The organism is Rhodococcus sp. 2H158 (genome assembly GCF_053764755.1).
Genome location: NZ_JBSNCE010000022.1, coordinates 1 through 12449, shown reverse-complemented (window position 1 = coordinate 12449; position 12449 = coordinate 1). Strand labels below are relative to the sequence as shown.

The window sequence follows — 12449 nt, the reverse complement described above, 5'->3', positions numbered from 1 at the left end:
CCGATCGTCGCCTGTGCCGGGGCGGCTTGCTCGCCCCGTACGCGACCGTCGATCCGGTTAGGGTTGCGGTCATGGAACCCACCGAGCCGAGCACGTCCACGGAGGCCCTCCCGGCCGACATCCCGGTGTGGCCGGGGAGCGCATATCCGCTCGGCGCAACCTACGACGGGGCGGGCACGAACTTCGCCCTCTTCTCCGAGGTCGCCGAGAAGGTCGAACTGTGCCTGATCGCCAAGGACGGCACCGAGACCCGCGTGCCGATCGAGGAGGTCGACGGCAACGTCTGGCACGTCTACCTGCCCACGGTGACCCCCGGCCAGCGCTACGGCTATCGGGTGCACGGCCCCTACGATCCGGCGCAGGGCCTGCGCTGCGATCCGAGCAAGCTGCTGCTCGACCCCTACGGCAAGGCCTACGACGGCGCGTTCGACGGCGATGCGTCCCTGTTCTCGTACGCGATGGTCGGGGCCGAGGAGGCACCGTCCGAACCGGAGCATTCGGCAGGAGCCGAGGAGGCCCGGTCGGCACCGGAGCCGGCGGCCCGGGCCGCGGAGGACGCCGGCGCCGAGGCCGCCGAGGACACGCCCGGTGCCGCCGCCGACGAGGCGGTCGACTCCGACGGGACCGGGGGCGACGGGACCGGGGGCGACGGGACCGGGGGCGACACGGAGGCCGAGTCCGCCCCCGAGCCCGCCGCACCGGCGAATCCCGATTTCCCGCAGCTGGATTCGCTCGGGCACACGATGACGACCGTGGTGATCAACCCGTTCTTCGACTGGGCCTCCGACCGGCACCCGCGCCGGCCCTACTACGAGACCGTCATCTACGAAGCCCACGTGAAGGGCATGACCGCGACCCACCCCGGCGTGCCGGAGCAGCTGCGCGGCACCTACGCCGGACTGGCACACCCGGTGATCATCGACCACCTGCAGAGCCTCGGGGTCACCGCGATCGAACTGATGCCCGTGCACCAGTTCATGCACGATCAGGTCCTGCTGGACCGTGGGCTGCGGAACTACTGGGGCTACAACACCTTCGGCTTCCTGGCCCCGCACCTGGACTACTCGTCGGCGAGCAACCCGAGCGGCGTCGTCGCCGAGTTCAAGGCGATGGTGCGCGCCTACCACGAGGCAGGCATCGAGGTGATCCTCGACGTGGTCTACAACCACACCGCGGAGGGCAACCACCTGGGACCGACCATCTCCTTCCGCGGCATCGACAACGCCGCCTACTACCGGCTGGTCGACGACGACAAGTCCTACTACATGGACTACACCGGCACCGGCAACAGCCTCAACGCCCGCCACCCGCATACCCTGCAGCTGATCATGGATTCGCTGCGCTACTGGGTGACCGAGATGCACGTCGACGGCTTCCGCTTCGACCTGGCCTCCACCCTGGCCCGCGAACTGCACGACGTGGACCGGCTGTCCGCGTTCTTCGACCTGGTGCAGCAGGATCCGATCGTCTCGCAGGTCAAGCTGATCGCCGAACCGTGGGACGTCGGCGAGGGCGGCTACCAGGTGGGGAACTTCCCCGGCCTGTGGACCGAGTGGAACGGCAAGTACCGCGACACGGTCCGCGACTACTGGCGCGGTGAACCGGCCACTCTCGGCGAGTTCGCCTCCCGGCTCACCGGCTCGTCGGACCTGTACGAGGCCACCGGCCGCCGCCCGAGCGCCTCGATCAACTTCGTCACCGCGCACGACGGCTTCACCCTCGCCGACCTCGTCTCCTACAACGAGAAGCACAACGACGCCAACGGCGAGAACAACATGGACGGCGAGTCGCACAACCGTTCGTGGAACTGCGGCGCCGAGGGCCCCACCGACGACCCGGAGGTGCTGGCCCTGCGGCAGCGGCAGAGCCGCAACATCCTGGCGACACTGATGCTGTCCCAGGGCACCCCGATGATCGCGCACGGTGACGAGTTCGGGCGCACGCAGCAGGGCAACAACAACGTCTACTGCCAGGACAACGAGCTGTCCTGGATGGACTGGTCGCTGGCGGAGACGAACGCGGACCTGCTGGGCTTCACCCGCAACGTGATCGCATTGCGCCGGTCGCACCCGGTGTTCCGGCGGCGGCGGTTCTTCGAGGGCCGGCCGATCCGCAGCGGCGAGCAGTCCCGCGACATCGCGTGGCGCACCCCGGCGGGCGAGGAGATGACCCCGGAGGACTGGGACAGCGGGTTCGGCAAGTCGCTGTCGGTGTTCCTCAACGGCGAGGGCATCCACGAGCCGAACCAGCGCGGCGAACGCGTCGTCGACGATTCGTTCCTGCTGTGCTTCAACGCCCACGACGAGCCGATCGACTTCGTCACCCCCGACGGTCCGCACGCACAGGAATGGTCGGTGGCGCTGGACACGGACGTGCCGGACGGACTGCGTGAACAGCTCGTGACCGCCGGGGGGTCGGTGCGGGTGCAGGCCCGTTCGCTGCTGGTGCTGCGGAGGACCGCATGAGCCCGCGCCCGGTGTCGTCGACGTATCGGCTGCAGCTCACCGGCGACGGGACGACCTTCGCGGACGCGATCGCGCTCGTGGACTACCTCGAGGCGCTCGGGGTCTCACACGTGTACCTGTCCCCCGTGCTCAGCGCCGCGGCCGGATCGACCCACGGCTACGACGTGGTGGACCCGACCACGGTGTCGGCGGCGCTCGGCGGCCGCGCGGGCCTCGAGGCCCTCGCCCGCGAGGTCCGCTCCCGCGGGATGGGTCTGCTGATCGACATCGTGCCCAACCACGTCGGCGTCGGCGATCCCCGCGAGAACCCGTGGTGGTGGGACGTGCTGCGGCACGGCCGCGACTCGCGGTACGCGACCTACTTCGACGTCGACTGGGCCGCGGACAACGGCACCGACGGCCGGATCGCCCTGCCCGTGCTGGGTTCGGCGGCCGACGTCGAGGAGCTGACCCTCGACCGCACCGGCGACGAGCCGACGCTGGCCTACTACGAGCGGCGCTTCCCCGTCGCCCCGGGCACCGACGCCGGGACCGGCGCGGAAGTACATGCGCGGCAGGCGTATCAGCTGGTGCCGTGGGACAGCGGCCTGATCGGGTACCGCCGGTTCTTCACCGTCGACGACCTCGCCGCGGTGCGGGTGGAGGATCCCGCGGTGTTCGACGCGGTGCATGCCCAGGTGGCGTCGTGGATGGACGACGACCTCACCGACGGCGTCCGCGTGGACCATCCGGACGGCCTGGCCGACCCGACCGGCTACCTGCAGCGGCTGCGCGGACTCGTCGGCCCGGACCGGTGGCTGGTGATCGAGAAGATTCTCGGCGACGGCGAACCGCTCGACGCAACCCTGCCCGTCGACGGCACCACGGGCTACGACGCGCTCGGCGAGGTCGGTGCGGTGTTCCTCGATCCGCGGGGCGAGAAGGACCTGAGCGCGCTGTCGCTCGACCGCACCGGCACCCCCGGCGACGCGGAGTGGCTGCACGCGCAGGAGAAGCAGATCAAGCGCGCGGTGCTGCAGGCGGGGCTGGCGCCGGAGGTGCGGCGGCTGGTGCGGGCGGTGCGGCGAGATGCCGCCGACGCGACCTGCCCGGACGAGCGGCTGCGCGACGCGGTGATCGCGGTGGCGGCGGAACTGCCCGTCTACCGGTCGGACTATGCGCCGCTGGGCGGGATGCTGCCCCGCATCCTGGGTGACCGCGCCCGCGCCGACGCCGCGCTCGAACCCGCCCTCGAGGTGCTGGCCCGGGCCCTGGCCCGCGGCGGAGAGGCGGCGGCCCGGTTCGGCCAGGTGTGCGGCGCCGCGACGGCGAAGGCCGTCGAGGACTGCCTGTTCTACCGGGCGGCGCGGCTGGTGTCGCTGCAGGAGGTCGGTGGCCACCCGGGACGGTTCGGGTTGCCCGTCGCCGAGTTCCACCTGGCGTGGGCGGAGCGGGCGCGGCGGTGGCCGCGGGCGATGACGTCGCTGTCGACGCACGACACCAAGCGCGGCGAGGACGTCCGCGCCCGCATCGGGGTGCTCTCCCAGGTGCCGCAGCTGTGGGCGGCGTGCCTGTCCGAATGGGAATCCGTCGCCCCGCCGCCGGACGCCGCCACCGGGCTGTTCCTGTGGCAGAACCTGTTCGGCGCGTGGCCGCGCGACGGCGTGGTGACCGGGGAACTGCGGTCGCGGCTGCGCGAATACGCCCGTAAGGCGTTGCGGGAGAACGGCTTGCGCACCACCTGGACCGAGGTGGACGAGGAGTTCGAGGGCGCGGTGGCGGCCTGGCTCGACGCGGTGTGCGACGGGCCGGTCGGCGCGTCACTGACCGAGTTCGTCTCGTCCCTGACCCCTCACTTCTCCGCGGATTCGCTCGGGCAGAAGCTGCTGCAACTGCTCGGACCCGGCATCCCCGATGTGTACCAGGGCACCGAACTGTGGGAGGACTCGCTCGTCGACCCGGACAACCGGCGGCCCGTGGACTTCGCCACGAGACGCCGGCTGCTCGAACAGGACGCGCCGCCGGCCGTGGACGACGCCGGCACCGCGAAGCTCGCCGTGGTGCGGACGGCGCTGCGCCTGCGCCGCGAGCGGCCGGCGAGCTTCGTCGGCGGGGCCTACGTTCCGCTGTCCGCGTCGGGCCCGGCCGCCGGTCACCTGATCGGGTTCGGGCGCGGCCCGGCGGCCGACGAGGTCGACGTGGTGGCGCTCGCGTCGCGGCACACTGTCACGCTGGAGGAAACTGGGTGGGGCGACACGACGCTCGACCTGCCGCCGGGACTCTGGGTGGACCGGCTCACCGGGCGGCGGCTGTCGGGAACGGTGTCGCCGGCGCAGGTGTTCGCGGATCTTCCCGTTGCGGCGCTGGCCCGCGACTAGGACTTCTCCTCCCGGAGGTGGACAGCCCTCGGCCGGCGACGCCGGCCGAGGGCACACGGCGGGCGGGACGAGCCGTCGGTTCAGCTCACGCCGGTCGAAGGTTGCCCCGTGGGGGTCTCGAGGCCTGTGCGTCCTTGCGCGACGAGGACGCGCATCGCCTTCCGCAACAGCCATCCCTTGATCCTGGGAAGACTCGCGGCGATCTGATCTTCGATGGCCAGCTTGTCGTAGTACGAGCGGAGCCGGCGGATCGGGGCCGACCGATCGAACTCGTAGACCGTGACCATCGGAACTCGATATGCGATCCCCTCGTACGTCTGGGTCATCAGACCTGGGGTTACCCCAGGATCGTGTGGCGGAAGGGGTCGACCCCCTTCGGCGTGGCGTGGCCCGGACCGAGCGGTGCTTGTCACCGGTCGGGGCTACCGTCGAGGTACTGCGCGACAGGGGCGCTAAAGCGCTGGTAGAGGAGCTGACGGATGACGTCGTGGCATTGTCGGCCTCGCTCTCCGGCAGGGGCAGGAGGTAACCGATGGGTACCACGGGAGATCGTCGGTCTGCCCGGAAAGCGAAAGCCCGTGCCGATCGCGCGTTGTGCCCGGTCGCGGTATCAGCCACCTTGGGGCTTCGGGTCGCTGATGTGGCGGCGGCGATGCGCGCACACGCCGTTGCGGGGCCACTCGACGTCGCGACCGCCGGGCGCTGGCTCCGCGGCGCGGAGCCCATGCCGGACTGGGTCTGTGAGCTGCTCGCCCGCAAGGCCGTCCGAGCAGTTCGGCGGTGCGCCAGGAGCGAAGCCAGGCGTTTCGAGGAGGAGCATGCGGACCTGCTCCGGTCCGAGCGGGTGCACCGGCTCCTCGAGTCCGGCAAGCGCCGGCGCTTCGACGAGCTGGAGATGATCACGGTGCGGGGCGTTGCCTTCCGAGCGGCGAAAGACCTTGCGCGCGGCGCGACGGTGGGTGATCTCTCGGACGGCGAGCGGGCGGCCCTGCGGATTGTGGGTGTGGAGCCGGGATTGCCCCGCCGGTGGCCGACCGAATGAGGTCCATGTCGACGCCCGGGACGAGGGGTGTCACGCGGCACCGTCGAGGCGGGCTCCGCACCGCTAACGCAGGCGCAGCAGGACCAGGGCCAGGGCCGTACCGTCCTCGCCGAGCTCCGCGGCGTATCGGCGGATCACGCTCATGTCGTGGGCGTGGGTGACGCGGGGCGCGCCCGTCCCGACCCGGACCTGCCCGATCCGTCGTTCGAGCGCGATGCGGCGCCGCACCACGGCGAGGATCTCGGCGTCGAGGCCGTCGATGTCGGCGCGCAGACGGGGCAGTTCGGAGTCGGTGGTGCCTGGTTCGGCAACGGCGGTCATGATGCCTCCCTTCGGGATTCGGTGTGTTCGCTGCATCGATACTCCCGCGCGGGCGCGGCGGGTAACAGCCACCCCAGGTGGCGGATTCGCCACCCCGACGGGGTCACGGTCACCGGCGCGCCCGACGGAGCCGGTCACAGTGCCCGCCGGTAACCGCGGATCACCGGCACGGCGCACACCGCGAGCAGGGCGACCGACCAGGCCACGGTGCGCAACAGCGGCCCCTGGACGGCGCCACCGAGGGCGAGCGCCTGCATCGTCTCGACGGCACTCGTCATGGGCTGGTTGCGGATCACCGGCGCGAGCACCTCCGGGTACGCACCGATCGGCACGAAACCCGGGTTGAAGAACAGCATCAGCGTGCACAGCAGCGAGATCGATTCGATGACCACGGTTTTCGCGGCCATGAGCGCGGCCGCGGTGACCAGCGCGGCGAACGCCACCCCGAACAGCACCGGCACCGCGAGGAAGCCGATCGCGGCGAGCGGGCCCCGCTGGAAGCGGAAGCCGAGGACGAAGCCGGCGGCGACGATGACGACGGTGGTCACGGCGATGCGCACCGCCTCGGCGAGGAACCGCGACGCCAGCGCCGACGCCCGGTGAACGGGCAGCACCCACAGCCGCGCGGGCAGCCCGGCCGCGCATTCGCGGCCGAGCGTGACGGCGCCGGCCAGCGAGCCGAGCAGGGCGCTCATCACGACGACCATCGGCACCGTCCCGTACAGAGCGTCGTGCCCGGCGAACGCCGAGACCTGCCGGCCGAGCACCGCCTCGAGCATGAGCAGCAGCAGCACGGGGTAGGCGAGGCTCTGCAGCATCGTCATCGGATCCCGGCGCCACCGGGTGAGCAGGCGCCCCGCCTGCAGCCAGGTGTGCCTGACGAGAGCGGGTACCGAATTCTCGGGTGCGGTCACGGTGGCGCTCATCGCTGTCTCCGATTCGTGCGGGTCGCCAGGGGGACGACGACCAGAAGGATCCCGCCGAGCCACAGCAGCGTCGGCGTCAGCGCGGTGGCGGTGGCGGTGCCGTCGGCGAGACCGCGCAGGCTCGACGCGAACTGTGAGACGGGCTGGTTGCGGACGAACGGCTGGATCCAGGCCGGGAACTGGTCGATCGGGACGAAGCCGCAGGAGAGCATCCCGAGCACGAGCTGCGGCAGCATCAGTGCCTGGGTCGTGGCTTCCGGGCTGCGGAACAGGGTGCCGATCACGTCGGCGCCGAGCGTGAGGACCATCCCGACGGTCAGCGCGAGTGCGCAGAACCCGACGGCTGCGGCGGTTCCGGCGAACCGGAACCCGATCACGTGCCCGCAGCCGATCGCCGCCGCCAGCGACAGCGCGCACTTGACGGCGCTCGCCGACAGGCGCGCGGCGAGCGGTACGGCCGCCGCGATCGGCATCGTCGCGAAGCGGCGGTCGATGCCGTGCACCGCGTCGGTCGCGGCCAGGAAGGCGGCGGAGATCGCGGTGAAGGACACGGCCTGCAACGCGATCAGTGGCATCAGGAACTGCCCGTAATCGACGGTTCCGCCGGTGAACAGGGCGATCACGCGTTGCAGCGGCACGTAGAACCCGACGGTGAACACGAGCGGCGCGACGAGCGCGGTGACGAGTTCGCCGCCGCGGATCGCCGGGATCAGGGTGCGCACGGACAACACCCACCACTGGTAGAGCGGCGAGGGAACCGGTGCGACGGTCGCCGTGGTCATGCCACCACCTCGAATCGCGGCCGCGCCGCAGTGAGGGCGAGGAAGACCTCGTCCAGCGACGGTCGCCGCAGCGCGATGTCGGAGACGGCGACGCCGTGGGCGGCGACGGCGGTGGCGACCTGCGCCAGGGTGCCGGCGCCGTGCGGGGCGGGGATCGTGACGCGGTCGGCGGCGACCTCGATCGCCGCGGCCGGCGCGAACCGGCCGAGCACGTGCGCCACGGCCGGCACGTCGGCCACCCGCACCGGGACGACCTCGCAGAAGGTGGCGCCGACGCGCTGCTTCAGCTGGGCGGGGGTGCCCTCGGCGACGACGGTGCCCCGGTCGATGACGACGATCCGGTCGGCGAGCAGGTCGGCCTCCTCGAGGTACTGCGTGGTGAGCAGCGTGGTGACGCCCTGGGATTTGAAGCCGGCGATCAGGTCCCAGACCCGTTGGCGGCTGCGCGGATCGAGCCCGGTGGTCGGCTCGTCGAGGAACACCACCTGGGGCGGGACGACGAGCCCGCAGGCGATGTCGATGCGGCGGCGCATGCCGCCGGAGTACTTGCCGACCCGCCGGTCGGCGGCGTCCTCGAGGTCGAATTCTGCGAGCAGTTCCCGCGCCCGGGCGCGGGCCGCGCGGCGCCGCAGCCCGAGCAGCCGGGCGAACAGGACCAGGTTCTCGAAGCCGGTGAGCATGTCGTCGAGGGCGGCGTACTGACCGGTGAGCATCACGGCGCGGCGCACCCCGGCCGCGTCGGCGACGACGTCGTGGCCGGCGACGACGGCGCGACCGGAATCCGGCCGCAGCAGGGTGGACAGGATGTTCACGGTGGTGGTCTTGCCGGCGCCGTTCGGGCCGAGGACGCCGAGGACCTCACCGGCCTCGGCGGTGAAGCTCACGCCGCACAGGGCCGGGACCGGCCCGAAGCTCTTGGTGACGGCGTCGACGAGGACGGCTGGGGTCGAGGGGGGCATGGTGCTCCGTTCGGAAGGGGTGGACTGCGGGATCAGGACGCGGCGAGGTACCGGTCGTCGCCGAGGTGCCGATCGAGCACCGTGGCCAGGGCGGGCACCGCGTCGGGGGCGGTCATCCGGTCGTGCGCGACGTCGAGCAGGTGGTTGTGCATCGCGCCGGTGACGTAGGGCCGCCAGCCGGCGAAGCCCCCGGCGTGGTGCGTCTTGTCGGCCGTCGCGGTGACGAAGACGAGATCGCCGTCGTAGAGCGGTGGCCGGTACCCGGCGAGCAGCGATGCCGAGCCGTTGTAGGCGGCGGTCATCCGGTCGAGGTGACCGGCGTCGACGGGGGCCCCGGTGTGGGTCCGGATCAGCGCGGCGGCCTCGGCGGCCGTCAGCGCCGGATCGGCGTCGGGCAGGCCCAGCGACGAACCGAGAGTGGCGACGAGCTCGCCGACCGTCAGCGGTTCCGGCGCGGCGACGTCGCGGGCGATCAGGTCCGCGTCGAGCAGCGCGAGCAGCGCCACCTCCTCGCCGGTCTCGCGCAGCCGCGCGGCGACGGCGTGCGCGATGAATCCGCCGAGGGACCAGCCGAGCAGGTGGTACGGGCCGGTGGGTTGGACCGCGCGGATCTCGTCGACGTACCGCTCGGCGTACGCGGCGATCGTTTCCGGGGCGTCCTCGAGGCCGTCGAGATGCGGGGACTGCAGTCCGTACACCGGCCGTCCGGGGGCGAGTTGCGCGGCGAGCCCGGCGTAGCACCAGGCCAGTCCGGCCGCCGGATGCACGCAGAACAGCGGGGCGCCGTCGCCCTCGGTGCGCAGCGGCAGCCGCACCGCGAACGGTGAGTCCGGCTGCCCGGCGGTGTCCGCGTCCTCGATGCGGGCGGCCAGGGCCGCCGGGGTGGGCGCCGAGAACAGCTGGATCACCGGCACGGCGATCCCGAGGGCGGCGCCGAGCCGATCGCAGACGCGGGTGGCGTCGAGGGAGTTGCCGCCGAGGTCGAAGAACGAATCGTCGATCCCGACCTGCGCGAGGCCGAGCACCTGCGCGAACGCGGCGACCACCGCCTCCTCCGTCGGTGTGCGCGGAGCGCGCCCCGAGCCGGCCGCGAAGACCGGCTCGGGCAGCGCCGCCCGGTCCAGCTTGCCCACCGGGGTCAGCGGCAGCGCGTCGAGCACGACGACCGCGGCGGGCACCAGGTGTCCGGGCAGCCGTTCGGCCGTCCGGCGCTGCACCCGGGCCGGGTCGAGTTCCTGCCCCGGAGCCGGGAGCACGTACGACACGAGCACCTGGGCGCCGGACGGGCCGGGCCGCCCCACAGTGACCGCATAGTCGACCTCGGGCAGTCCCGTGAGCGCCGCGTCGATCTCCCCGACCTCGACCCGCATCCCGCGGACCTTGACCTGATGATCGCCGCGGCCGAGGTACTCGAGTTCGAGCCGGCCTCCGGCCCGCACCCACCGCACCAGGTCGCCGGTGCGATACAACCGCGCCCCCGGGACCTGCGGATGCGCGACGAACCGGCTCGCGGTCAACCCCGCCCGCCCGTGGTAGCCCCGCGCCAGCCCGTCCCCGGCCAGGTACAACTCCCCCACAACCCCCACCGGGGCCGGCCGCAACCGCCCGTCGAGCACCAGGGAGGTCACTCCGCGCACGGCCGATCCGATCGTCACCGCCCGTCCCGGCGTCAGCGCCGCCGACGCCGTCGCCCAGATCGTCGCCTCCGTCGGCCCGTACAGATTCAGCATCGTCCGGCCCACGGCGAACCGGTCCACCAACTCCGCACCGACCGCCTCCCCGGCCACTGCCAGCACCTCGACCGACGTCAATGCCGCCGGCTCCAGCGTCGACAGCGCGGCGGGGGTGACGACGAGGTGGCTGACCCGGGCCGCGCGAAGCCGGTCGGCGAGTTCGGCGCCGCCGACCACCGTGGGCGGTACGACCACGAGCCGCGCGCCGACAGCGAACGCGGCGAGCTGTTCGAACACCGCGGCGTCGAAGCTCGGCGAGGCGATGTGCGCGATCCGGGCCTGCGCGGTCAGCGCCAGGGTTTCCCGCTGCGCGGCAATGAGGTTGCCCAGTCCGCGGTGGGTGACGGTGACCGCCTTCGGGGTGCCGGTCGAGCCGGACGTGTAGATCAGGTAGGCGGGATCGTCCACGTGCACGGCCGCGGCGCGCGGCCGCTGCGGGACGAGCGCGAGGCGCGTGTCGGCCTCGGGGCCGTCGAGCACCAGCCACCCGAGCGAGCCGGGCAGGCGGTCGTGGTGCGCGGTCACGGTCACGCCCAGGGCGGCCCCGGAATCGGCGAGCATGTACTCGATCCGTTCCTGCGGGTGCCGCGGGTCGACGGGCACGAACGCCGCTCCGGTCCGTGCGACCGCCCAGACCGCGAGCACCGATTCGAACGATCGGGTCAGTGCCAGGGCGACGAGGGTGCCGGGACCGGCGCCGCGCGCGGTGAGCGCGTCGGCGAGCAGCGTCGCGCGGGCGTCGAGTTCGCGATAGGTGACCTGCCGGTCGTCGGTGACCACGGCGACGGCGTCGGGTCGCGCGGCCGCGGCGGCGTGCAGCAGCTCGGGCAGGGTCACCGGGGTGACGGGCTGCGGGCCCGCGCTGCCGCGCAGGTCGTCGGCCTCCTGCGCGTCGAGCAGGTCGACGTCGCCGATCGCGGCGTGCGGGTTCTCGGCGACCGCCGTCAGCAGCCGGCCGAAGCGGGCGGCGAGGGTCCGCGCGGTGACGTCGTCGAACAGGTCGGTGGCGTAACCGAGTGTCACCTCCAGACCGGCGGGTTCGCCGTCGGCGGTCGTGCGTTCGCGCAGTGTCAGGCTCAGGTCGAAGGGTGAGGCCTCGTGGGCGACGTCCTGCAGCTCGATGCGCAGGCCCGCGACCTCGAGCTCGGGCTCCTCGAAGTTCGCCAGCGCGAGCGAGACCTGGAACAGCGGGTGGTGCGCGGTGGACCGGGCGGGGCGAACCGCCTCGACCACCTGGTCGAACGGCAGGTCTGCGTGGGCGAAGGCGGCCAGGTCGGCCTCGCGCACCTGCGCCACCAGGTCGGCGAAGGCGACGTCCGGGCGCACCGTGGCGCGCAGGACCACGGTGTTGACGAACATCCCGACCAGGTCGTCGAGTTCGGCGGCGCCGCGGCCGGCCACCGCGGTGCCCACCGCGATGTCGTCGCCGGCGCCGAGGCGGGACAGCAGCGCCACGAGCGCGGCGTGCAGGGTCATGAACATCGTGGCGTGTTCGCTGGCGGCGACGGCCCGCAGCCGGGCGTGCACGTCGGCGTCGACGGCGAGGTCCACGTCGGCGCTCGCCATGGACTGCACGGCCGGGCGCGGCCGGTCGGTGGGCAGGGTGATCCGGTCCGGGAGCTCGGCGAGGGTCTCCACCCAGAATTCGCGCTGTTGCGCGGCCGTCGACTGCGGGTCGGTCTCGTCGCCGAGGATGTCGCGCTGCCACAGCGTGTAGTCGGCGTACTGCACCGGCAGCGGCGCCCACGCCGGGGCCGCACCCGCGGTGCGGGCGGCGTACGCGGCGATCAGGTCCCGGGCCAGCGGCGCCACCGACACCCCGTCCGCGGCGATGTGGTGCAACACCAGCACCAGCACGTGCTCC

9 protein-coding genes are annotated in these 12449 nt (G+C 72.7%); 3 read left to right on the top strand and 6 right to left on the bottom strand.

Going from position 1 to position 12449, the window contains the following annotated elements; all coding sequences use genetic code 11:
• Window positions 1-71: 71 nt before the first annotated feature.
• Complete coding sequence (glgX, locus tag ACWPOB_RS20485) at window positions 72-2465, top strand: glycogen debranching protein GlgX (protein WP_455401925.1); 2394 nt, start codon at window positions 72-74, stop codon at window positions 2463-2465.
• Entirely contained in the window at window positions 2462-4822 is a 2361-nt protein-coding gene (treY, locus tag ACWPOB_RS20480; protein ID WP_455401924.1) for a malto-oligosyltrehalose synthase, read from the top strand. Before glgX ends, treY begins: the two co-directional genes overlap by 4 nt.
• Before the next feature lie 80 nt (window positions 4823-4902).
• Here the strand turns inward: treY and ACWPOB_RS20475 are convergent, their stop codons facing one another.
• Window positions 4903-5148 carry a hypothetical protein gene (locus ACWPOB_RS20475; protein WP_455401923.1) on the bottom strand — a complete coding sequence of 82 codons (246 nt, stop codon included), beginning with the start codon at window positions 5146-5148 and terminating at the stop codon, window positions 4903-4905.
• A gap of 326 nt (window positions 5149-5474) precedes the next feature.
• On the opposite strand from ACWPOB_RS20475, the gene ACWPOB_RS20470 reads away from it, so the two are divergent.
• Entirely contained in the window at window positions 5475-5864 is a 390-nt protein-coding gene (locus ACWPOB_RS20470) for a hypothetical protein (RefSeq protein WP_455401922.1), read from the top strand.
• 63 nt (window positions 5865-5927) lie between these two features.
• On the opposite strand, the gene ACWPOB_RS20465 is transcribed toward ACWPOB_RS20470, so the two are convergent.
• From ACWPOB_RS20465 to ACWPOB_RS20445, 5 genes are all read right to left on the bottom strand, one after another.
• Window positions 5928-6185 carry a chorismate mutase gene (locus ACWPOB_RS20465; protein WP_455401921.1) on the bottom strand — a complete coding sequence of 86 codons (258 nt, stop codon included), beginning with the start codon at window positions 6183-6185 and terminating at the stop codon, window positions 5928-5930.
• A gap of 134 nt (window positions 6186-6319) precedes the next feature.
• Window positions 6320-7111, bottom strand: a complete 792-nt coding sequence (locus ACWPOB_RS20460; RefSeq protein WP_455401920.1) for an ABC transporter permease — start codon at window positions 7109-7111, stop codon at window positions 6320-6322.
• Window positions 7108-7893: an ABC transporter permease gene (locus tag ACWPOB_RS20455; protein WP_455401919.1), complete on the bottom strand. Its 786-nt coding sequence runs from the start codon at window positions 7891-7893 to the stop codon at window positions 7108-7110. The genes ACWPOB_RS20460 and ACWPOB_RS20455 overlap by 4 nt, the downstream gene beginning before the upstream one ends.
• A complete protein-coding gene (locus ACWPOB_RS20450; RefSeq protein WP_100058057.1) occupies window positions 7890-8852 on the bottom strand; it encodes an ATP-binding cassette domain-containing protein in 963 nt (320 codons plus the stop codon). The genes ACWPOB_RS20455 and ACWPOB_RS20450 overlap by 4 nt, the downstream gene beginning before the upstream one ends.
• A 32-nt stretch (window positions 8853-8884) precedes the next feature.
• Window positions 8885-12449, bottom strand: a 3565-nt coding sequence (locus tag ACWPOB_RS20445) for a non-ribosomal peptide synthetase (protein ID WP_455401918.1), incomplete at its 5' end; no start/stop codon positions are given.